The organism is Rhodococcus sp. NPDC056506 (assembly GCF_042794945.1).
Taxonomy (GTDB): domain Bacteria; phylum Actinomycetota; class Actinomycetes; order Mycobacteriales; family Mycobacteriaceae; genus Rhodococcus_F.
This window is the reverse complement of record NZ_JBHTSW010000047.1, coordinates 18,870-45,574: the sequence shown is the minus strand read 5'-3', so window position 1 is coordinate 45,574 and position 26,705 is coordinate 18,870. Positions and strand designations below refer to the sequence as shown.

At 64.4% G+C, this 26,705-nt stretch carries 2 protein-coding genes; both read left to right on the top strand.

Translation table 11 applies throughout. The features are described from left to right. Complete coding sequence (locus ACFQ6H_RS25830) at window positions 1-132, top strand: hypothetical protein (RefSeq protein WP_378446015.1); 132 nt, start codon at window positions 1-3, stop codon at window positions 130-132. Beyond that, window positions 132-26,705, top strand: a complete 26,574-nt coding sequence (locus ACFQ6H_RS25825; RefSeq protein WP_378649425.1) for a non-ribosomal peptide synthase/polyketide synthase — start codon at window positions 132-134, stop codon at window positions 26,703-26,705. The genes ACFQ6H_RS25830 and ACFQ6H_RS25825 overlap by 1 nt, the downstream gene beginning before the upstream one ends.

Here is a 26,705-nt window from a genome sequence, read left to right as displayed (position 1 = left end):
ATGGTTTCCACTCGATATCGAGGCGGTGCGATGTTTCTCTTCAATCCCCGAACCACAGTTCCCAGCGCTGATCGTGGCAACGCCGATCGTGGCACCGCTGATCGCGGTAACGCTGTGTGGGGGTGGTCGTGATGGATACCGACAAGAGGATCGATCCGCTGACCGGATCACGGAGTCTGCCGGCCGGGGCATTTCCTCTCTCGGCCGTCCAGCGCAGCATGTGGTTCGCGCAGCAACTTCACCCGACGGTCCCGTACTTCATCGCGCAGTACATCGAATTCCACGGCGACCTGGACATGCAGCTGCTCAGCCGCGCTGCGGTGGAGGCTGCCCACGAGTTCGAATCGCCATTTCTGCGGTTGATGTACCCGGACGGGGAACCGTGCCAGATCGTGGACTTCACGATCGATCCGGGCATCGATTACTTCGACTTCCGTGAGCGCGAGAATCCGAGGCTCGCGGCGTCGGAGTGGATGGACAACGACTACGCGACGACGCTCGACTTGACGCGCGATCGCCTTGTCGAAATGACAATCCTCCAAACTGGTGATCGAGATTACCTGTGGTACACCAGGATTCACCACGTTGCACTCGACGGATACAGCGGAATGACGATCGTCAATCGGATCGCGGCGATCTACACCGCCGCCGTCGAGGGTCGAGAGCCTGCGGTGAACAAGGCGCTCGACGTCACGACACTGTCCGAACTCGACCAGAAGTACCGTGAATCAAGCCGATTCGACGCCGACCGCGAATACTGGGCCCAGCGCGTGTCCGGCGTCGAACACGGTTCTACGTTGGCCACGCGGGAGGGACCGCCGACTGCGCACAGTGAACTCGTCAGTGCCGCGATGTCGGCGAACAGTCTTGCCGCGTTGGACGAGTGGAATACACGTTCCGGTGCCACTGCGGCGGCGGTGCTGATTTCGGCACTGGCGTGCTACTTGTCCCGCAACACCGGCCACGACGACGTTCTGATTAACCTGCCGGTCTCGGCGAGGACCACGGCGCCGCTGCAACGGTCGGGCGGCATGCTGGTCAACGTCGCGCCGCTTCACATCCACGTCGACGCCGGCGAAAGCGTCGACGATCTGGTCGGGCGGGTTCAACTCGAACTTCTCGGCGCGCTTCGTCATCAGCGGTGCAGTCTCGAGGACATCCGGCGTGATGCAGGCCTGGCGGTCGGCGACGCGCGTCTGTCCGGTCCGATGATGAATGTGATGCTTTTCCGGCAGGAGATCACGCTGGGATCACTGACCGGCGAGTTCCACATTGTCACGTCGGGGCCGGTCGAAGATCTCCTGGTCAACGTGTACCAGAGCGGCGATCCGGCCCAGACGTTGATCGATTTTCGTGGCAACCCCAATCGCTACGGTCACGACGAACTGGCTGATCACCACCGAGCCTTCACCGAGTTGGTCGCTGAACTGACAGCAGCGCCCGCCGGTACGCCGATGAACCGGATTCATCCGGCAAGTGCCGAGGCTGGAGCACGCAGTGCACAGCGGAGGGAACACGAGCGGTTCTGGGCGAGATACCTGGGGGACGCCGACGAGGGCTCGACACTGGGTCTCGAGACACTGGATCTCGGGCGAATCGACGCCGAATCGGAGCCGACCGGTACGAATCGACTGAGCGTCCCGCTCGATCCCGCGGTCGCCGAACTCGCACGCTCGGAAGGTGTCTCGCTCTTTGCCGTTGTCCATGCGGCATTTGCTGCGTTGCTGTCGAGATCGACCGAGCGCCGGGACGTGTTGATCGGGACGAGGACCGAGCTGGGGACCTTGCCCCTACGCTGCGAGGTCGATCCGGCAGCACCGTTCGATGAATTCGTGAGTTCTCTTGCGCAAGAACACGATACGTTGCTGGTTCGATCGGCGACAGGTGTCCCCGAGCTGCCCGCGCTGCATGTCCGTCTCAACGACGGATCGCGGGAGACGACGATAGCCGGCCTCGACGTGGCGATCGAGGTCCACGCGGACGCCAATGCCCTCGAGGTGGCGTACTCCGCACAGCACTACGCCGTATCCACGGTCCGAGGCTTCCTCTCGCGACTGGTGTGGGTTCTCTCCGGCGCAGCCGCAGCCCCGCAAACGCCGATCGGAGACCTCGATCTCCTCGACGAGTTCGAGCGTGAGTCCCTGGTACCGGCACGGGGAGAGGTTGCGTCCGACCCGCTGACCCTCCCCGACATCCTCCGCCGAGCCGCAGCTGTGAACCCCGATGCCCCAGCGCTCGTGTTCGGCGATCGTGAGGTGAGCTACCGGGAACTCGACGCCGAGTCGAACGAGCTCGCCCGCGAATTGATCGCCCGCGGGGTTGGCCCCGGCACCTACGTCGCCCTGGCATTGTCGAGGTCGATCGAATCCGTGACCGCGACGTGGGCGGTAGCCAAGGCCGGCGGAGCTTTCCTCCCGATAGATCCGCACTACCCCGAGGACCGTATTCGGCACATGCTCACCGATTCGGGAGCTGTTGTCGGAATCAGCGTGGGGGAGCACCACGGCGGGCTCGCCGACTCGGTGGATTGGCTTCTTCTCGACGAATTGAACGCCGACTGCTCGGATGCACTGGTTGACGATGCCGAACGTCGTTCACGCGTGCACTACGACGATCCGGCGTACCTGATCTACACCTCCGGCTCGACCGGTGTTCCCAAAGGCGTGGTGGTCAGTCACCGCGGGCTGAGCAGCTTCGCCGACGAGGAGCGAGACCGGTTCGGAGTCGAACCGGGAGACCGCACACTGCATTTCTCTTCGCCGAGCTTCGACGCTTCGGTCCTCGAACTTCTCCTTGCCTTCGGCGGCGCAGCAACGATGGTGATCGCGCCACCGACGGTGTACGGCGGCGACGAACTGGCCCAGGTGATGCGCGCCGGCCGGGTTACACATGCCTTCGTCACCCCGGCCGCGCTCGCAACCGTCGATCCCGCCGGCCTGCCGGATCTTCGGGTGGTCGTGACCGGCGGCGACGCCTGCTCGCCCGCACTGGTTGATCAGTGGTCGCACGGGCGCTCGATGTTCAACGCGTACGGACCGACCGAAACCACCGTCGTAGCCACCCTGACCGGACCGCTGAGCAGCGATGTTCCCGTCACCATCGGAAAGCCGATGCGCGGCGCCTCGGCCGTCCTCTTGGACTCACGGCTTCAACCGGTGCCCAGCGGTGTCGCCGGCGAGCTCTACGTGAGCGGTATCGGTCTGGCGCGCGGGTACCACGCGCGTGCCACGATCACGGCCGAACGATTTGTTGCCGACCCCAACGGTGTTGCGGGAGAACGTATGTACCGCACCGGAGACCTCGCGAGGTGGAACGGCGCCGGTGAACTCGAGTACCTCGGCCGCAGCGACTTCCAGATCAAGATCCGCGGTTTCCGCGTCGAACTCGGTGAGATCGACGACGTACTGCGCCGCCATCCGAGCGTCGCCCAGGCCGTCGCCGCCGGAGTTGCGGGCCCGAGCGGGGAAACACTGTTGGCGGCGTACGTCACGGCGGCTGCGGGTACACACATCGACAACTCCGAGTTGATCGCCCACGCCGGATCCTCGTTGGCAGCTCACATGGTTCCGTCGCGGATCGTCGTACTCGATTCCATTCCCTTGACTCCGGCCGGAAAGATCGACAGGAAGGCGTTGCCGGACATCGATTCGGCGGGCGGCTCGGCCGAATACCGTGCACCCGAGACCTCGACCGAGAAGCGGATTTCGGCGGTGTTCTGCGATCTGCTCGGCATCACCCGGGCGGGAGCGGACGACAGCTTCTTCGACCTCGGCGGTGACTCGCTGATCGCTACTCGCGTCGTGTCCCGGGTCAACGGAGCGCTCGGGACGACGCTGAGCGTTCTCGACCTCTTCGAGGCACCGACAGTCTCCGCTCTGGCTGCACGCGCCGACCTGGCGGACTCGCGGAATACGCGCGCGCCTGCACTGACGCGTATCGATCGCCCCGATCGGATACCGGTATCTCTGGCGCAGCAACGAATGTGGCTGACCAATCAACTCGATCCGAACTCACCGGCGTACAACATCCCGATCGCGGTGAGAATGACCGGCGCTCTCGACGTCGATGCCCTGTTCACCGCCCTGCGGGACGTGATCGTCCGGCATGAGGTCTTGCGGACCGTTTTCCCCGAGAGCGCTCGCGGTCCGGTACAGCACGTTCTCGGTGTGGACGAGATGTTCGATCACCTCGAGGTGGAAACCGTTCCTGCCGCAGCGGCTTCCGTACGGGCGAGCGAACTGGCGCGAACGGGATTCGACGTCAGCGTATCGGTGCCGATCCGCGCGACTCTGCTCGAAGTGAACGAACTCGAACACACCTTGGTCCTCGTCGTGCACCACATCGCCGCAGACGGCCTGTCGATGGCCCCGCTGGCCCGTGACGTGATGGTCGCGTACGCCTCGAGGGCGAGCGGACGTGTACCGGCGTGGCTGCCACTGGAAGTGCAGTACGGCGATTTCAGCGAATGGCAACGCGGAGCGCTCGGCGAAGCGTCCGACCCGGATTCGATACTCGCCGAGCAGTTGCGGTTCTGGTCGCACACGCTCACCGAACGCGGCGAGCTTGCGGAACTGCCGATGGATCATCCGCGGCCGGCCGGTGTCTCGCTGCGCGGTCACGATCTCGATTTCCGCATCGACTCCGCGACGTACCGCCGGGTCGGCGAGATCGCGGCGCGCAGCGATGTCAGCGTCTTCATGGTGATCCACGCCGCGCTGGCCGTCCTGCTCAGCCGAGAATGTGGAGCGAACGACATCACGATCGGCACCCCGGTGGCCGGGCGTAGCGAGCGAGCCCTCGACGACGTCGTCGGAATGTTCGTCAACACGGTGGTGCTGAGGACGGTTCTCGACGGGGGACTCACCTTCGGCGAAGTTCTCACCCGTGTGCGCGACGTCGACGTGGCGGCCTTGCAGCACACCGAAGTGCCGTACGACGTACTCGTCGAGTCCCTCGCAGACAACCAGGCGCCGCTGTTCCAGGTAATGCTGGTGATGCAGGGCGCCGCTCCCACCGAAGTCACCTTGCCCGAACTCGACGTCACTGTTGACGAACTCTCCACGGGTGCAGCAAAGTTCGACCTTCAGGTCATTCTCACCGACCGCGGCGACCATCTCGACGGCCAGTTGAACTACGCCAGCCAACTGTTCGACTCGGACACCATGTCGGGCCTCGCCGATCGCTTCACGATGCTCCTCGACGCGGTAGCTGCCGACCCGGAATCCGTCGTCGGCGACGTCGACCTCACAGCCCCGGGCGAGGCGGAACTGGTCCTCGAGCGTTGGAATGCCACCGAACACGCCGTACCGATCACCACCCTGGCCGACCTGGCGGCGGAGCAGGCAGCCCGGACACCCGAGCGGGCCGCGCTGATCTTCGGTGAGCGGACGCTGACGTATGCGGAGTTCGACGCGAGGGTGAGCGAACTTGCCAGAACCCTCATCGGCCGCGGCGTCGGCCCGGACATGCGCGTCGCGGTGTCGATTCGCCGGTCGGCCGAACTGCTGATCGCCGTCCACGCCGTGATCCGTGCCGGTGCGGCATATGTCCCGGTGGACCCCGATCATCCTGCCGAGCGCATTGCCTACGTCTTCGACATCGCGGAACCGATCTGCGTGCTGAGCCGACCCCAGGACCGTGGCGCCCTTCCCGCAGAGGTGCCGATCGTCGACGTCGATGTGGATCATCCGGTGTCCACGACGGCGCCGATCACGGACGCTGATCGGGTCGGACCCCTCCGTCCGGACAATGCTGCATACGTGATCTTCACGTCGGGATCGACCGGTCGACCGAAAGGTGTTGCCGTATCGCACCGTTCGATCGTCAATCGCCTTCTGTGGATGCAGGACGCGTATCCACTTCACGCGTCGGACGTGGTGCTGCACAAGACTCCGGTGACATTCGACGTTTCGGTGTGGGAACTCTTCTGGCCCCTGCAGACCGGCGCGCAGTTGGTGATCGTGGAACCGGAGGGGCACCGTGATCCTGGATACCTGTCGGCGTTGATCGCCGAAAAGGGAGTCACGACGGCGCACTTCGTACCGTCGATGCTCGCGGAATTCGTCGCCGTCGCGTCTCCCGAGCAGTGCGCGAGCTTGCGCCAGGTGTTCTGCAGTGGTGAAGCTCTTGCGCCCACCACAGCGGAGGCGTTCACTCGTCTGAGTCCTGCAGGGTTGTTCAATCTGTACGGACCCACGGAAGCGGCCGTCGACGTGAGCGCCGCCGAATTCACCCCAGACATGACCGTCACCGTTCCCATCGGTGCGCCCGTGTGGAACACCCAGCTCTATGTCCTCGACGGAAGGCTGCACCCCGTCCCGGTCGGCGTGCACGGCGAGTTGTATCTGGCGGGAGTGCAACTGGCGCGCGGATACCTCGGGCGTAGTGACCTCACCGCCGACAGATTCGTTGCAGATCCGTACGGCCCGTCTGGCACCCGGATGTACCGAACCGGCGACGTCGTCCGATGGCGCGCCGACGGGCTACTCGACTACGTCGGCCGACGCGATTTCCAGGTGAAGATCCGCGGCCAGCGCATCGAACTCGCCGAGGTCGAAGCAGCGCTGCTAAGGCTCACCGGTGTCGCGCAAGCTGCTGCTCTCGTCCATCACGACAACGTGGTCGGTGACAGTCTCGTCGGCTACGTCATCGCCGAAGCCGGGAATTCGATCGACACGGACAGCCTGCGCACCGAGTTGAGAGGCCTCCTCCCGGCCTACATGGTTCCGGCAGTGGTCATCGACCTCGATGTTTTCCCACTCGGCTCGACCGGCAAGCTCGATCGGAAGGCCTTGCCCGCGCCCAGCTTCGACAGCTCGCAGACGTATCTGGCGCCGCGAACGCCGGTCGAAGCCCAGTTGGCGTCGATCTTCGAGGAGCTTCTGGAATCCGGTGCCGTCGGTGTGCACGACAATTTCTTCGAGATCGGCGGGAACAGTCTCGTCGCTGCCCGTGCCGTGGCGCGAGTGAACGATTCGCTCTCGCTGAACTTGTCGATCAGAGAGTTGTTCGACGCGCCGACCGTTGCTCAGTTGGCGGTCGAGTGCGCCACGGCGCGAGGGGGACCGGCCGTCCTTCCGCTCGAGGCGTTGCCGAGGCCACAGTCGATTCCGCTGTCGCTGGCGCAGAAGCGCATGTGGTTCGTCAATCAATTCGACGTCACCTCCGCGGCATACAACGTCGCCATAGCGATCAGGCTCAGAGGCCGGGTGGACATTGCCGCGTTGGAGAGCGCGATCACCGACGTACTTGCCCGACACGAATCGCTGCGCACGCTGTTTCCCATGATCGAGGGAGTGCCGGCGCAGGTGATCGTGGAACCCGGTGAAGCGTTGGGCACGATGCCGGTTGTCGGCGCAGACGCCGAAGCGGTACTCACGGAGATCGAGCGCGTCACCGCGACGGGCTTCGACGTGACGCAGGCCCCGCCGATCAGGGCCGAACTGATCGAGGTCGACGAAGAAGATCACGTCCTGGCTGTGGTCGTCCATCACATCTGCGCCGACGGATTCTCGATGGCACCGTTGGCGTTCGACGTGATGAGCGCGTACTCGGCAAGGCATCGAGGGGAGACCCCGGACTGGGCTCCTCTCCCGGTCCAGTACGCGGACTTCGCGATCTGGCAGGAACGGGCGCTCGGTCGGATCGACGAACCGGACAGTACGCTCGCCGGTCAGCTCGAGTACTGGACACGTCAGCTGGCAAGTGTGCCCGAGCTTCTCGCGCTTCCTGCAGATCGTCCGCGGCCGCGTGTGCAGGATCTCTCGGGCGGCGTCGTACGGTTCGACATCGATGCCGGCATCCACCGTCGTCTGAGCGAAACCGCGATCGAACATCGAAGCAGTATGTTCATGGCGATTCACGCCGCCTACGCAGCGCTTTTGGCCAGATTGTCCGGCATGGAAGACATAACAATCGGCTCACCGATCGCCGGGCGCGGTAATGCCCTGCTCGATCCGATGGTCGGCATGTTCGTCGGTACATTGGTCCTGCGCGCCGACGTGGACCCCTCGGCCTCCTTCACCGATCTCCTGGCCAGGGTTCGCAGCACCGACCTCGACGCCTTCGCTCACGCAGACGTCCCCTTCGAGCGCGTCGTCGATGCGCTCGCTCCGGAGCGGTCGACGTCGCATTCACCGCTGTTCCAGGTGATGCTCGAGTTCAAGAACACCACTCGACCAGTTGTTCGTCTGACAGATCTCGACGTCGAAGTCCTCGAACTCGAATCCGCCGTCTCGAATTTCGATCTGCAGCTCACTCTGGCCGAAACTTTCGACGAGGACGGTCAGCCGGCGGGCATCGAGGCCGGGTTCACCTACGCGAGAGCGCTGTTCGACGAGGCGACCGTCGACGGTTTTGCTCGGTATCTGATTCGGATTCTGGATGCCGTGACGGAATCGCCGCACACACCGGTCGGAGACATCGATCTCGTCAGCGATCTCGACACGATCCGCACCCTCGCACCGGAACTTCCCGAGCAGGTTCACTTCTCGACGTTGCTCGAGCGGAGGTACATTGGCGAACCGCAGAGAACCGCGCTGGTTTTCGGCGACCGACATCTGACGTACTCCGAACTCGACCGCCGCGCCAACCGGCTCGCGAGACTGTTGATCAGCCGCGGGGCCGGCCCGGAATCCGTTGTCGCTCTGGCATTGCCGCGCTCCCTGGAATCCGTGGTGGCGATCTGGGCGGTTGCTCGGACCGGCGCCGCGTTCGTACCCGTCGACCCGGCGTATCCCGTCGATCGTGTGCACCACATGATCAACGACTCGGGATCGGGCGTCGTTCTCACCACCGCCGAGCATGCCGGTGTCGTCCCGAACGAGGCGGACGCGATTCTGCTCGATCAGGCCGAGATCCTCGCGACCCTCGAACAGACCGGTGATCACCGGATAGAGGCTTCGGAACTGCTGGGAACCGCGTCTGTCGACAATCCGGCCTATGTCATCTACACCTCCGGTTCTACCGGCGTCCCCAAAGGCGTCATGGTCACTCACCGTGGGCTTTCGGCGCTCGCCGAGCAGGAGCGCAGTCGCTTCGGAGTCGAGTCGACCTCCCGCACGCTGCATTTCAGCTCACCGAGTTTCGACGCCTCGATTCTCGAGCTACTCATGGCGGTCGGTGCCGGGGCCACGATGATCATCGCTCCACCGAGCATCATCGGCGGAACCGAACTGACGAGCCTGATCGCCGATCAACACGTCACTCACGCCTTCATCACCCCAGCCGCTCTTGCCACGGTCGATCCGAGTGGACTGGACGAGTTGGTCTGCATCGGAACCGGCGGCGACGTCTGCCCGCCCGATCTCGTCGCTGCCTGGGTCAGTGATCACCGGATCATGATCAATGCCTACGGACCGACCGAATCGACGGTCGTAGCCAGCATCACCGAGCCGATGTCACCGACCGATCGGGTGACCATCGGACGGCCGTCGACAGGCATCACCGCATGGGTACTTGACAATCGCCTACACCGCGTCCCGGTCGGAGTGACGGGGGAGTTGTACGTCAGCGGCGACGGACTCGCCCGCGGCTACCGCAACCGCGCGGGCACCACCGCCGAACGGTTCGTACCCAATCCCACGGGCGGTGCCGGTACGCGGATGTACCGCACCGGCGACCTCGCCCGGTGGAACAAGAACGGAGAACTCGAGTACCAGGGCCGTGGCGATTTCCAGGTCAAGATTCGTGGATTCCGCATCGAACTCGGCGAGATCGAGGCAGTTCTGGCTCGCTATCCCGGCGTTGCACATTCCGTGGTGACGACGCTCGAACGTGAGGGAGGCGCCGCACGGATCGTCGGATACGTAGTGCCTGCCAGCGACGCTCAGACTGTGGATCCCGAGGCTGTCATCGCGTTCGCGGGTTCGGCTCTTGCCCCGTACATGGTTCCCGCAGTGGTGGTCGTGCTCGACGAACTTCCGATGACAGCCAACGGAAAGCTCGATCGTCGAGCATTGCCGATTCCCGACTTCCGGGTAACCCAGGCACGCTCGCGGGCTGCCGAATCCGATACCGAGCGCACGCTGGCCGCCCTGTTCGTCGACGTCCTCGGTGTCGAATCGGTGGGCGTCGACGACTCGTTCTTCTCGATGGGCGGCGATTCGATCATGTCGATTCAGCTGGTCGCCCGCGCCCGCGACGCGGGACTCGTGTTCACCCCGCGTGACGTCTTCGAGGTGAAATCGGTCGCCGGTCTTGCGGTATTGCTGGCGTCGACCAAGGACGACGAACCCGAGGTGCTCGAGGAACTTCCCGGAGGCGGCGTGGGCCACGTGCCCTTGTTGCCGGTGGCTCAGTGGTGGCTCGACCGGCTCGGCTCCGATCTCCAGGGGCTCGATTCGTTCTCCCAGGCGACACTTCTCAATGCGCCGCACGGGCTTCGCAGTGTGGAGCAGTTGACCGCGGCTCTTCAAGTTGTTCTCGATCGTCACGACATCCTTCGCGCGCGCCTCGAACTCGACGGCGAGCGCAGGCTCGTCGTCGACGAGCCTGGATCTGTTGCAGCCGAGGACATCTGCCAGGTACTCGAGGTGGAGGCCGAGCCGGGCACCGCAGCGTTCGACGCGGCGATCGTCGACGCCCTGGGCGGTGCACGCCGAGAACTGGACCCCAGCCGGGGTGTAATGGTCCGTGTCGTCTGGCTGGCCGGCGTGCGCAACACCGGCCGGTTGCTCCTGGTGATCCACCATCTCGCAGTCGACGGTGTCTCCTGGCGCGTCCTCGTACCGGAACTTGCGTCGGCTTTCCACCGCATCGATGCAGGCGAGGAACCGGAGCCTTCGTACTCGGGAACGTCGGTTCGTCGTTGGTCGTACGCGCTCCGTGACATCGCGCCCGATCGAAGAGTCGAATTGCCCAGGTGGCGTTCGATACTCGAAGGTGCCGACCCGCTGATCGGAACCCGGCCGCTGGACCCGCGGCTCGACACGTTCGATTCGGTCGGCCGAGTTGTCGCCGACGTACCCGTCGAACTGTCCGAAACAGTCCTGACCACGCTTCCGGCGCTGTTCGGTGGATCCGTCAACGACGGTCTCGTTGCTGCTCTCGCGCTGGCACTGACGCAGTGGAGGCAGGCACAGGGCATACGAACCGACAACGTGCTCGTCTCGATGGAGGGCCACGGACGCGAAGCTCACGTGGTCCCCGGAGCGGATGTGCTGCACACCGTCGGCTGGTTCACGAGCGTCTTCCCGATGCGGATCGACCTCGCCGACATCGACATCGCGAACGTGATGAGCAGCGGCCCCGACGCCGCGGTGGTGCTCAAGCGCGTCAAGGAAGAGCTACTGGGTGTTCCGGACAGCGGTATCGGGTACGGAGTTCTGCGTTACCTCGACGAGGTAGGCCGAGCGGTACTCGAAGACCTCCGCCAACCGCAGATCTCGTTCAACTATCTGGGGCGTTTTTCCGGCACCGAAGCCGGAGAGTCGCTGGGGGACTGGGCACTGGCCCGTGACGTCGATCTGGAAGCGGCAGCTCAGTCCGACATGCCCGTGGGTTCGGTACTGGACGTCAATGTCGTCACCACCGAAATCTCGGGTGCACCGCACATCGGCGCCACTATCGCCTATCCCACCGCCGTGCTGGCGGACGGTGATGCGCGCGCCATCGCAGAACTCTGGGTACAGGCATTGCGTGCTCTGGCCACATACGCCGAGCAGAGCGAACACGGTGGACTCACACCGTCGGACATCGACCTGGTCGACCTGGACCAGGAGTCCATCGATCGCCTCGAGCTCGAGTTCCCGACGCTGACCGACATCTGGTCCCTCTCGCCGCTGCAATCCGGACTGCTGTTCCATGCCCGCTACGCAGAACACACCGTGGACGCGTACACCGTCCAACTCACACTCGAACTCGACGGCGTCGACGCGTCCCGGTTGCACCGTGCCGCACAGGCGCTGCTCGACAGACACGAGAACCTACGCGCTGCGTTCACGACCGACACCGGTGGGAGATCGGTGCAGGTGATCAGCGCCGCCGTGGATGTGCCGTGGACCGAGATCGATATTTCCCCGTTGGCTCCCACCGAACAGGCGACCGAGATACGCGAACTCCTCCATGCGGATCGTGTGCGCGGCTTCGACATGGACACACCGCCCCTCCTGCGGTTCCTGCTTCTGCGTACTGGTGACGACGCATACCGGTTGATCCTGACCAACCACCACATCCTCCTCGACGGATGGTCGATGCCGCTGCTGGTCCGCGATCTACTCACCCTCTACGCCACGGACAGTGATCACAGCGCCATCCCGCGCGCGCATCCGTACCGTGACTATCTGAGCTGGATCAGCAGTCGTGACGAGAGCAAGTCGATCGAGGCCTGGGACGAAGCGCTTCGCGGACTCGACGATCCGACACTGCTCACCGGAACCCACGCAGTCGACGAGGACGGTGCAACCTCACGCTCGACCACCACCGCGCTCGGAGAACGTGAGACGGAACTCCTGCGCGGATTCGTCCGCTCCCGCGGTCTGACGACAGCATCCTTGATCCAGGTGGCCTGGGGAATCGTGCTCGCCGAACTCCTCGGCCGCGACGACGTCGTCTTCGGCGGAACGGTCTCCGGACGCCCACCCCAGGTTCCGGGCGTCGAGTCGATGGTGGGCCTGTTCATCAACACCGTCCCCGTGCGAGTTCGCCTCGACCCGCGAGAGTCTCTGGCAGCACTGTGTGTTCGTGTCCAAACCGAGCAGGCGCGGCTGTCCGATCACCACCACGTGGGTCTTTCTCACATCACATCGGCAGTAGGGGGCGCTGCATCATTCGACACCCTGACTGTCTTCGAGTCGTATCCCGTCGACCGCGGTGGACTCTCGTCCGGCACGGACATCGCCGGAATGCACGTCCTCGACGTCCACGATGCCGAGGACGCGGCGCACTATCCGCTCGCGATCGTCGCTTCCGCAGCAGACGGACGCTTGCGGCTCAAGTTCGAGTATTTCCCGGGAGTCCTCGGCGATCACGACATCGACGCGATCGCGGACCGGCTGCTGCGCACCCTCGAACTGATCACCGCGCAACCGGATCTTCCGCTGGCAAAATTGCGTCTGATGCCGGATTCCGAAGTGCAGCAACTGGTTCCCGCGCGAGGAAAGCAAGGGCGCTCGGTCAGGACACTCGATCGCATCTTCGAGGACACGGCGAGCAGATTCCCCGAACGAATCGCACTGTCCTGTGGTGAGAGAAAGATGACCTACCGAGAACTGGACGAAGCCTCGAATCAGTGGGCACGCGTGCTGATCTCCGAAGGCGCCGGCCCGGACTCACGGGTGGCGATCTGTGTGGAACGTTCCTTCGAATCCGTGGCAGCCGTCTGGGCGATCACCAAGACCGGCGCCGCCTTCGTGCCGATCGATCCGCGCTACCCGAGTGACCGGATCTCGTTCATGCTCGAGGACTCGGCATCCTCGCTCGGATTGACCACTGCAGCCCACCGACCCGGCGAAGTTGGTGCGACGCAGTGGCTCGAACTCGACGACCCGACGAGCATCGCTCGGCTCTCCGGAGTGTCCACGGCGCCGCTACGCGAAGACGAGCGCCGAGGAACCCCGCGGTTGGAGAACACCGCCTACCTCATCTACACCTCGGGCTCGACCGGCCGACCCAAGGGTGTTGTCGTCACCCATACCGGCCTCGAGAACTTCGCCGACGAACAGCGCCATCGCTACGGTCTCACGGAGAATTCGCGCGCACTGCACTTCGCCTCACCGAGCTTCGATGCGTCCGTTCTCGAATATCTGCTCGCCTTTGCGGTCGGCGGCGAATTGGTGGTAGCTCCGACCACCGTCTACGGAGGAACCGAACTTGCCGACGTTCTGCGGGACGGACACGTCACCCATGCGTTCATCACGCCCGCGGCCCTGACATCGGTGGATCCCGAGGGAATCGACGAACTGACCACCATCACGGTCGGCGGCGAGGCCCCCTCGGCAGACCTGGTGCGCACCTGGGCGCCGGGAAGATCGTTCGTCAACGTCTACGGTCCCACCGAAACCACCATCTCCTGCAATCTCAGTGACCCCATTCCGGCCGGCGACAAGGTCTATCTCGGGCCGCCGAACCGAGGATTCAGTGAGGTTGTCCTCGATCGCAGACTCCAACCGGTGTCTGTCGGTGTTCCCGGGGAGCTGTATGTGGCGGGAGTCGGACTCGCGCGTGGCTATCACGGGCGCTCACCATTGACGAGCGAACGGTTTGTCGCCAACCCGTACGGCGAGCCGGGGGAGCGGATGTACCGCACCGGCGACGTCGTGCGCTGGCGCAGTGATCGCACCATCGAGTACCTCGGACGCAGCGACTTCCAGGTCAAGATCCGCGGTTTCCGCATCGAACTCGGCGAGGTCGACACTGCATTGGGTCAGCTGCCGGGCGTCGAGTACGCGGTCACGCTGGCGGTGCGCGGACCGTCGGACGAGCAGGCTCTGGCGGCGTACGTCGTCTGCGACGACGAACACCCCGTGACCGCCGAGGACATCCGGGCAGCGGCTCGAGACGTGCTGCCGGCACACATGGTGCCCGCGAGCGTCGTCGTGCTCGACGAACTGCCACTCACCGGCGTCGGCAAGGTCGATCGGGCTGCTCTCCCGAAGCCTCGCTTCGACACCGATGCCGAAATGTTCACGGCAGCGACCACCGAGTTGGAACGACTGGTGGCGGGCGTCTTCGAGGACGTGCTCGGAGTGACCCCCATCGGCATCGACACCCACTTCTTCGACGTCGGCGGAAACTCACTGACCGCGACGCGCGTCATCGCCCGCGTCAACGCGCTACTCGGCACCGACATCGGCGTACGAGGATTGTTCGAGTCTCCGACAGTTCGGCAACTCTCGCGTCTGGCCGAGAGTGTCGGCCGCGGCGAAAACCCCCGACCACCGTTGACTCGACGGTCTCGTCCGGACCCACTGCCCGTGTCGCTGGCGCAGAAGCGGATGTGGTTCCTCAACCAGTTCGACGTGACGTCACCGGCCTACAACGTTCCCCTGGCCGTGCGCCTCGACGGCGATCTGGACTTCGCCGCATTGCAGGAGGCCGTAGCGGACGTACTGGGCCGCCACGAGAGCTTGCGGACGAAGTTCCCTTCGATCGACGGACAACCGGTACAGCAGGTTGTCTCCGCCGAGGCGGTCATGCCGATCCTGGAACCGGAGATCGTCGCTGCTGCACAAGTTTCCGATCGAATTCTCGAATTGGCCTCGGAAGGGTTCGACGCCTCGGCCGACGTCCCGATCCGCTGCGCAGTCCTGCGCGTGGACGGGGACACACGCAGACACGTGCTCGTGATCGTCGTCCACCACATCGTCGCCGACGGGTTCTCGATGAACCCCCTGGCCGTGGACGTGGCAGCGGCATATGCGGCCCGCAGCGCCGGCAGCGCGCCGAGCTGGTCGGAACTGGCCGTGCAGTACGGCGACTTCGCGTTGTGGCAGCACGAGGTACTCGGCTCCGAAGAAGATCCGGACTCCGCCCTGACCCGTCAGCTCGACTACTGGAAAGACCGTCTCGCGGGACTTGGTGAACCGATCGCGCTGCCGACGTCGTTCCCGCGTCCGGCGAAGCCCTCCATGGCGGGCTCGGTGCACCGGTTCGCTGTCTCACCGCAGATCCATAGAGCGCTGACCGACCTGGCACGCGAGCACGGCAGCACCATGTTCATGGTCATGCATGCAGCGCTGGCGGTGCTTGCAGCGCGTCTGGCCGGAACCGAGGACATCGCCATCGGTACACCCGTCGCCGGCCGCGGAGAGGCCGAACTCGATCACCTGGTCGGAATGTTCGTCAACACACTTGTGCTGCGAACGCAGATCACGCCCGACGCATCGTTCGAGGACGTACTCGCCCAGGTCCGTGAAGGTGATCTCGGTGCGTTCCAACACGCTGACCTGCCCTTCGAAAGGTTGGTCGACGCACTCGACCCGGAACGCTCGACGTCACACACTCCGTTGTTCCAGATACTCATCGAATTCCGCAACAACGCACTACCGCAACTCGAACTGCCGGGGCTGTCGGTCTCGGGAGTCGAGTTCGACCTTCCTGTCGCCAAGTTCGATCTCCAACTCGCGGTCACCGAAAGGTACGGTGCGGACGGAGATTCGGATGGTATCGACGCCGAATTCGTCTACGCCACAGACCTGTTCGACGGTGATTTGATCGAATCGTTCTCACACCGGCTGATCACCCTCCTCGCGGCGGTCTCCCGAGACCCGTCGACTCCTACCGGCGACATCGACGTCGTCGGCGCCGACGAGCGTCGACAGATGCTGACCGAGTGGAACACTCACGCCGAACCGGCTCCAGCGGACAACATCGCGGACCGCTTCTTCGAGGCTGTTGCAGCGCATCCGTCGTCGACCGCGGTCAACGACAGCGACGGCGCAATGACGTACGCCGAACTGGACGGGCGCGCGAACCGCCTGGCGCGGCTTCTGATCAGTCGCGGTATCGGTCCGGAATCCGTGGTGGCCGTTGCGATGCCCAGAACGACCGACCTCGTGCTCGCCCTTGTCGCCGTCATCAAGACCGGCGCGGCATACCTGCCGGTCGACATCACCTATCCGGCGGAGCGGATGCGATTCCTCTTCGACGACGCGCGGCCGGTGTGCCTGGTCACGACCGGAGACTTCCGCAACGATCTGCCGTCGGAGATCATCGAATCCGGCATCGACATCGTCGAACTCGGATCGTCGGAGATCGCCGTACGCCTCGATCACTCCGCGCCACATCGCATCACCGACGCGGACCGGACGACACCACTTCTGCCCGACGCTGTCGCGTACGTCATCTATACCTCCGGATCCACAGGGCGCCCCAAAGGTGTCCAGGTCAGCCATCGAAACGTCCTGACTCTGATGGACAACACGTCCCCGACGTTCGGGTTCGACGACTCGGACGTGTGGACGATGTTCCACTCGTACGCATTCGACTTCTCCGTCTGGGAACTGTGGGGTCCGCTGCTGCACGGTGGCCGGTTGGTCGTCGTCGACTACTACACGACCAGATCGCCCGACATGTTCCACGAACTGCTCCGCCGCGAGCGAGTGACGGTGCTGAACCAAACACCCACAGCCTTCTACCAACTCGCCGAAGCCGACCGCGCGTACACACCCAGCGGCGCGGACCCCGACCTTGCCCTGCGTTACGTCGTCTTCGGTGGTGAAGCTCTCGATCTCGGCCAATTGCGCAAGTGGTACGACCGGCGCGCCGACACGGCGCCGACGCTGGTCAACATGTACGGGATCACCGAGACGACAGTGCACGTCAGTCGAATCGCGCTCGACCGCAACGACAGCGAGCACGCGTCGGCGAGCATCATCGGGCGAGCGGTACCAGGATTGTCCGTCTACGTACTCGATCGGCGACTGAACCTGGTACCACCAGGTGTTGTCGGCGAAATGTACGTCGCCGGTGATCAGGTGACTCGGGGATACCTCGGGAAACCCGCATTGACTTCGGTACGGTTCCTTCCCGATCCATTCGGTAGTTCGGGGGATCGAATGTATCGGAGCGGGGACCTGGCGAGGTGGAACGACGCGGGGCAGTTGGAGTACGTGGGCCGCAGTGATTTCCAGGTGAAGGTGCGCGGTTTCCGCATCGAACTCGGAGAGATCGAAGCCTCGATGCTCCGCTGCCCCGGCGTCGCGGCCTCCGTGGCGCTCGTGCGTACCGACGGCGCCTCACCCCGGATCGTCGGGTACGTGGTCGCCGAGACAGGCAGTGCCGTCGATTCCGCAACGGTGACCGACTTCGTCTCCGCCGAACTCGCGGAGTACATGGTGCCCACCGCGATCGTCGTCCTCGAATCACTTCCGCTGACCGTCAACGGAAAGCTCGACCGACGCGGCCTCCCGGCACCGGACTTCGCCGTCGTGGGAACAACGGAGGCGACGCGGGCACCGGCCACCGCTACCGAGGCGGTCCTCGCGGACCTGTTCGCGGAAGTGCTGGGGCGGGGCAGTATCGGAGTGGACGATTCCTTCTTCGGTCTCGGCGGCGATTCGATCATGTCGATCCAACTCGTCTCACGGGCGAAGTCCGCAGGCCTCATCTTCACTCCGAGGGACGTCTTCGAAGCGAAGACGGTTGCCGGCCTGACGAAGGTCCTCCTCGTCGAATCAGCGGAAGCTGCACCGGTTCTCGCGGAGCTACCCGGCGGGGGAGTCGGCACCCTACCGCTCACTCCGATCATGGAGTGGCTGGTCGAACGCAGTCGCGGAGACCTGAGCACGATCCGCAGTTACAGCCAGAGTGCGCTCATCGCACTGCCCGCGGATGTCTCCGGCCCCGCGCTGGAGCGCGCACTGCAAACGATCCTCGATCGTCACGACGTACTGCGGGCGCGTCTGGACACCGCGACTCACCAACTCGAGATCCGCGAACCCGGCACCGTCGCCGCCTCCGACGTCCTGCGCCGAACCCCCATCGTGTCCACCAGCGGCGAAGAATTCGTGGCTGCCGCGGAAGCCGCGATGCAGGACGCATCCAGCCGTCTCGATCCGGAGCATGGAAAGATGATCAGCGCACTCTGGTTGGATCCCGTCAGCGCGAACGGCAACCAGGCCGAGGCCGGCCGGTTGCTCCTGGTCCTTCACCACCTCGCAGTCGACGGTGTGTCCTGGCGAATGCTCGTCCCCGGCCTGGTCACCGCTTACGCCTCGGCGTTCGACGGCGAAACGCCGATGCTTCCGCCCGGCGGAACGTCGATACGCCGTTGGGCGACAGCCCTCGCCGAGACCGCCGCGAATCGACGTGACGAGATCGAATTGTGGTCGAGAATGCGGGCCGACGAGCCACCGCTCGGAACACGCGGACTCGACCCCGCCGTGGACATCGGTTCCACTGTCGACCGCGTCAGCGTCGACGTTCCGACCTCGGTGACCGAGAACATCATCTCGACGGTGCCTCGACATTTCGGGGGCTCGGTCAACGACGGGTTGCTCGCAGCTCTCGCGATTGCCGTCACCGCCTGGCGTCGATCGCGCGGACAGCGCAGCGGCGAAGTGCTTCTCAACCTCGAAGGACACGGCCGCGAGGAGAACGCCGCACCGGGTGCCGACCTCTCGCGCACGGTCGGCTGGTTCACCACCTTGTTCCCCGTGCGGATCGACCTGACGGGACTCAACGTCGTCGATGCGCTGTCCGGTGGAACAACCGCGGCCTCGGCCGTGAAGCTCGTCAAGGAAACGCTGCTCGACATTCCGGACAACGGAATCGGTTTCGGCATGCTCAAGTACCTCGATCGAAACGAAGACCTGCGGGAGCTGCCCACACCGCAGATCTCGTTCAACTACCTCGGACGTTTTGCCGGCTCGGATCCCGAGCACGGCGAAGTGCCGTGGCTGCCGATCTCCGAAGTGACCCTCGACGAAGCGCACAGCGGAGAGCTTGCTGCCGCGTCGGTACTCGACGTCAACGCCGTCACCACCGACACCGCACACGGTCCCATTCTGCGGGCTACCTGGTCCTTCCCCCGCGGCATCCTCAGTGAGGCTGAAGTCACCGAACTGGCGGAGCTCTGGGCCACTGCACTCGGCGCGCTGAGTTCGTACGTCGACGGACACTCCGAGCGTGAGCTCACGCCCACCGATCTCGATCTCGTCACCGCGGACCAGCAGAGCATCGAACAACTCGAGCACAGATTCCCCGACCTGACCGACATCTGGTCACTGTCACCTCTGCAATCGGGCATGCTCTTCCACGCCCAGTTCGACGAAACGGAAATCGATCCGTACATGGTGCAACTGACCCTCGAGCTCGGGGGCCGAGTCGAGGCGCCGCGACTGCGCCGCGCCGCGCAGGCCTTGGTCGATCGTCATCCGAGCCTGCGCGCGGGATTTGTCTCCGCGCCGGGAGGTCGGGCGCTGCAAGTGATCCGGTCCGGAGTCGAGATCAGCTGGACCGAAATCGACCTGTCCGGGGCCGAGGACAGCGAACTCGCGTTCGCTCAGCTGCTCGAGAGTGATCGCGCTGAGCGTTTCGACATGGAAACAGCCCCACTGATCCGGTTCATGCTCGTGCGAAACGGACCTGACGCGGCACGCTTCGTCGTGACGAACCATCACATCCTGCTCGACGGCTGGTCCACTCCGCTGTTGCTTCGAGACCTGCTCACTCTCTACGCAACTGACGGCGACCCCGAGATTCTGCCCAGAGTTCAGTCGTATCGCGACTACCTCACCTGGATCTCGAAGCAGGAACCCGAAATTTCGCTGCGGGCGTGGCAGGAAGCGCTACGAGGCGTCGACACATCCACCCAACTCTCGCAGGCAGGCACCGCCGCCGAAACCGTGGCGAGTGACATTCACTCGTACTCACTGCCGACCGAACGAGCCGAGACTCTTCGGGCATTCGCGCGAACCCGCGGTCTGACCATGGCGACCCTGGTCCAAGTGGCCTGGGGAATCGTGCTCGCCGAACTCCTCGGCCGCGACGACGTCGTCTTCGGCGGAACCGTCTCAGGACGCCCACCCCAGGTGTCAGGCGTGGAATCGATAGTCGGCCTGTTCATCAACACCGTCCCGGTGCGAGTCCGCCTCGACGCCCGAGAAACCCTCGCGGAACTGGCCATTCGCGTCCAATCCGAGCAGGCGGCACTGCTCGACCACCACCACATCGGCCTGTCGGACATCGCGGGAGCAGTCGGCGCCGCCGGATCCTTCGACACACTGACGGTGTTCGAGTCGTATCCCGTCGACGAGGCAGCCCTGACCGCCGAAACCGACATCGCGGGTATGCACGTTCTCGGCATCGACGGACGCGACTCGGCGCACTACCCGATCGCCGTGGTCGCGTCGGAAAGTCACACGCTCAACTTGAAGATGGAGTACCTGCCCACGCACTTCTCGGCGCGCGAAGTCGCGAAGATCACCGAGCGCGTCGGCATCGTCCTCGAACATCTGGCCTCAGCACCGGATCAACCGCTCGCTCGCCTGCAGGTACTCACGGAGTTCGAAAGCCGCGATCTTGCGCCGGTCTTCGGATCCCCGGGTCGCTCCGCTCGAACGCTTCCGGAAATACTCGCCGACGTTTCCGCCACATATCCCGACCGCATCGCGCTCTCGTCCGGCAATCGCTCCATGACCTACGCCGAACTCGACCGACGCTCGAACCAGATGGCCAGAGCCATGATCCGCCGCGGCGCCGGACCCGAAACGTCGGTTGCCATCGGCATCGAACGGTCCATCGAATCGGTTCTCGCGGTCTGGGCGGTCGCCAAGACCGGCGCAGCTTTTGTCCCCGTCGACCCCACCTATCCGGCCGACCGAATCGAACACATGCTCAGCGATTCCGAAGTGCTGTTCGGGTTGACCGTCGTCGACGCCATCGAGACATTGCCACCGATCGTGTCCTGGTTGGTGCTCGGAGAAGAAGCCTTCGACGACGACGTCGCCACCAGTTGCACACTGCCGATCGCCCAGGACGAACGGCTCGCACCGGTGGCCATGGACAACGCCGCCTACGTGGTCTACACCTCGGGATCCACCGGACGACCCAAGGGAGTGGTCGTCACCCACACCGGACTCGACAGCTTCGCACTCGATCAGCAACGCCGATTCCACGCCGATCACCACTCTCGGACCCTGCACTTCGCCACCCCGAGCTTCGATGGAGCCATCTTCGAGTACCTGCAGGCATTCGGTGTCGGAGCAACCATGGTGATCGTCCCGACCGACATCTACGGCGGAGCCGAACTCGCAAGTCTGATCCGCCGCGAACACGTCACTCATGCGTTTGTCACCACAGCAGCACTCGCCACCGTCGACCCGGCCGGCCTGGACGAATTCCGGCACGTCGTCGTCGGGGGAGAGGCACTGCCACCGCACCTCGTCGGTCTGTGGGCTCCCGGACGCGAATTCGTCAACGCCTACGGCCCGACCGAGACAACCGTCATGGCAGACATCAGCGAACCCATGACGGTGGGCGCACCCATCACTATCGGTGGCCCGATCCGCGGTGTGCACGAGATGATCCTCGATTCGCGCCTGCAACCGGTACCCGTCGGAGCTCCCGGTGAGCTGTACATCGCCGGCATCGGCCTGGCTCGCGGGTACCACCGGCGTCCCGGCCTGACCAGTGAGCGATTTGTCGCCGACCCCTTCGGCAAGCCGGGTGACCGGATGTACCGCACCGGGGACATCGCCTCCTGGCGAAGCGATCACACCATCGAATACGTCGGGCGCAGCGACTTCCAGGTCAAGATTCGCGGATTCCGTATCGAACTCGGCGAGGTGGACGCCCAGATCACCGCAATGGCGACTGTCACGAACTGCGTGACACTCGGCGTCGACGGACCGGCCGGAGCAACAGTGCTCGCGTCCTACCTCACCGTCGAGGAAGGATCGACGCTGACAGGTACCGAGATCACCGCGCATCTCGCCGGCCGCGTTCCGTCGCACATGGTTCCGGCCAGCATCATGATCGTCGACGAGCTTCCGCGCACCGCGGTCGGCAAGCTCGACCGAAAAGCGTTGCCGACCCCGGAGTTCACCGGAACCGCCGTGGAATTCCGGGCCCCCGGTACCAGCCTCGAACGCCGGATAGCCGACGCTTTCATCGATGTACTCGGCGTCGAGCGAGTAGGGATGGACGACAACTTCTTCGAACTCGGCGGCAACTCGCTGATCGCCACTCGCGTCGTCTCGCGGCTAAACTCCGCTCTCGACATCGACGTCGGGGTACGCGTGCTGTTCGAAGCGCCCACGACCGCCCAGCTCGCCGAGCGGCTTTCCAGCGCCGTCACTGCCGTCGGCACCGTGCCGCTCACGCCCATGGAGCGCGTCGGCAACGTCCCGCTGTCATTGGCGCAGAAGCGCATGTGGTTCCTCAACCAATTCGACACACGATCGGCCGCCTACAACATCCCACTGGCAGTGCGACTTACCGGTGATCTCGACGTCGCCGCCATGCAACAGGCGATCGCCGACGTCGTCGAGCGCCACGAAACACTGCGGACCGTGTTCCCCGCCGTCGGCGGCGATCCGATTCAGAAAGTCCTCACCGCCGACGAGGCAATACCTCCGATCCGTGAAATGACGTTGGGGGAGCACGAACTCACAGAGCGCATGCAACGGCTCGCCACCACCGGCTTCGACGTGTCGGTCGACCTACCGCTGCGCGTGGCACTCTTCCGACTCGACACCGACGAACCCGTTCACATTCTGTTTGTCGTCGTCCACCACATCTGCGCCGACGGTTCGTCGATGGCGCCGCTCGCACGCGACGTCATGGCGGCCTATCTGGCGCGTACGGCCGGAACCGAGCCCACGTGGGCACCACTCGAAGTGCAGTACGCGGACTTCACGTTGTGGCAGCATCAGGTCCTCGGATCGGAAGACGATCCGGAATCTGTCATCAGCCGCCAATTGCGCTACTGGAGTGAGCAACTCGCCGGACTCGACGATGTCATCGCTCTGCCCACCGACCACCCGCGGCCCGTGCAACAGACCTTCCACGGTGACCGATTCACCTTCGACATCGACGCGAACACTCACCGCGCGCTCGCGGACCTGTCCAGGTCCCACGGCGTCACGATGTTCATGGCACTGCACGGCGCACTGGCCGTGCTGATGTCAAAACTGTCCGGCGCAGACGAGGTCACCATCGGCACTCCGATCGCCGGCCGCGGTCAGGCAGCGCTCGACCACCTCGTCGGAATGTTCGTCAACACGCTGGTCCTGCGAACCAGCGTCGATCCCGACATCACGTTTGCCGAACTGGTGGAACACATCCGCGAAATCGATCTGGCCGCCTTCCAGAACTCGGATCTACCTTTCGAGCGGCTCGTCGACGTGATCAACCCGACCAGATCCACGTCGTACTCGCCGCTGTTCCAAGTAGCCCTCGAACTTCAGAACAACGAACCCGCGCACTTCCACCTGCCCGGCCTCGACATCGACGGGCTGACCGTGGAAACCAAATTCGCGAAGGAAGACCTCGAGCTGATCGTCGACGAGAAGTTCGACGAGACCGGCGCCCCTACCGGGATGTCCGCCGCCTTCGACTTCGCGACAGATCTCTTCGAACCCGGCACCATTCGGCGGTTTGCCGACCGATTTCGCCTGATCCTGGGCGCTGTCGGGCGTGAACCGGCAACACGTATCGCCGACATCGGTATCCTCGCCGCCGACGAAACAGCCGCTCTGGTGCCGGCATCCGGTGCAGCCGCGACTCGAGCGCGGGTGTGGCCGGAGATCCTCGCCGAAGCAGTCGCCTCGAACCCGGATGCCCCAGCCCTCTCGAGTCGCGAGAGGTCGATGACCTACCGCGAACTCGACGAGGAATCGACGAAGCTGGCGAGAGCGCTGTGCCGGCGCGGTGTCGGACCCGAAGATTTTGTGGCCTTGGGTCTGCCGCGGTCCGCCGCGGAGATCGTCGCCATCTGGGCGGTCACGAAGACCGGGGCAGCATTCTTGCCCGTCGACCCGAACTATCCCGACGACCGCATCAACCACATGCTCGACGATTCGCGGGCCGTACTCGGCATCACCGACGACGCTCACCGAAGTCAACTTCCCGACACGGTCGAGTGGATGGTCCTCGATGAAGCGGAGACCGTCGACGAGATCGAGCGCCAGAACGTCGCCGCGATCACCGATCGCGACCGCACGATCCCCCTGCATCACGGGCATCCCGCGTACCTGATCTACACCTCGGGTTCGACCGGAAAGCCGAAGGGCGTCATCGTCACCCACCTCGGGTTGTCCAACCTCAACGCCGAAGAACACAAGAGATTCAACGTCCAGCCGTACTCGCGGATCTCGCACCTGGCATCACCGAGCTTCGACGCCTCAGTCTTCGAACTCATGATGGCGTTCGGCAGTGGCGCCTGCCTGGTCGTCATCCCACCCACCGTCTTCGGCGGATCCGAGTTGGCCGAAATCTTCGCCGATGAACACGTCTCACACGCGTTCATCACACCGACCGCGCTCAGCTCCATCGAAAGCTCCGCGCTGCCAGAACTCCGCGTGCTCGCCGTCGGCGGCGAAGCCTGCCCACCCGAACTCGTGGACATCTGGGGCCGAGACCGTCGCATGTTCAACGGATACGGACCCACCGAATCCACCATCCAGGCCAGCGTCAGTGAACCCATGCGGCCGGGCAAGGACATCAACATCGGCCGTCCGGCCATCGGCTTCGCCGGCCTGGTCCTCGACGGGCACCTCAAGCCCGTGCCCGTGGGAGTCATCGGGGAGCTGTACGTGACCGGCCCCGGACTCGCCCGCGGATACCACAATCGTCCCGACCTCACCGCCGACCGATTTGTCGCCGATCCGTTCGGCGAACCAGGCCAGCGGATGTACCGCACGGGCGACCTGGTGCGCTGGCGCTCCGACAGCACCCTCGAATACCTGGGCCGCAGCGACTTCCAGATCAAGGTCCGCGGATTCCGCATCGAGCTCGGCGAAATCGACTCCGTCCTGATGGCACACCCCTCCGTCTACTTCGCCGCGACACTCGGGCACGAAGCGCCGTCGGGGGAGACGATGATCGCCTCCTACATCCAGCCCGTGGATGGACAGACCGTCGACGACTGGGAGCTCCGACGCCACCTGTCTTCTCGCCTACCTGCGCACATGGTTCCCGGCGTGATCGTTGTCGTCGACCGTATTCCGGTGACACCGGTCGGCAAGCTGGACCGCAAAGCACTGCCGACGCCGAGCTTCGAGCGTCGTACGGTCCCGTACGCACCGCCTACCAACGGCACCGAACGAACGGTCGTCGACATCTTCGAGACCGTGCTCGGTCACGAACACATCGGCGTGGACGACGACTTCTTCGAACTGGGAGGAACGTCAATCGTGGCCACCCGGATCACCATCGAACTCGAGAAACGCCTCGGGATGCGAGTGCCGTTGCAGGCACTGTTCCTGGATCCGACGCCTGGCGGTGTCGCCCGTGCGGCCGACGGAATGGACGCACACTCGCCGGATGATTCGTCGGATCTGCTCGCTCCGATGATCACGCTGCGCGCCGGATCCGATCGTGCACCACTGTTCTTCGTCCACCCGGGTATCGGATTGTCCTGGGGCTACGCGGAATTCGTCAAGCACCTCGAGCTGGATCAACCCGTATACGGTCTTCAGCTACCGTCACTGAGCGGCGGGCCCAGCTTCGACTCGCTGACCGAACTCGCCGACGACTACGCGAATCGCATTGCAGCGGTGGCATCGACCGGCCCGATCCATCTGGCCGGCTGGTCGCTCGGCGGCGTCATCGCACACGCCGTGGCGCACAATCTCACTCGGAGCGGACGTGACGTGACGCTGTCGATCCTCGACAGCTATCCGTCGTCGGATTCCGATCAGCCCGCTGAACTCTCGGTCTCCGAACTACTGGCGGGGCTCGCGATGCCTGCGGGATCCAAGACAGTCGAGACTTTCGAAGAAGCGGCGAAATTGCTGGAGCGGACCCTGGGTGCCGGGATCGGAATCGAAGCGGAGCATCTGGAGCGGATCAGTCGCGGCTACTCCCACTCCGTCGAATTGACGAATCAGCACCAACCGCCGGTTCACTCCGGAGACATCGAGTTCTTCGTAGCCGGAAGATCTACCGCAAACGGACACGATGTGGCCGAATGGCGCCGCTTCGTTTCGGGTGACATCCGCGTCGTCGAAGTCGACTGTGAACACAACCAGATGATCGAACCGGGGCCTGCGGCAACCATAGCTGTACGATTGCGAGAAGTTATCGCTCAGTGGGGTGTCTGA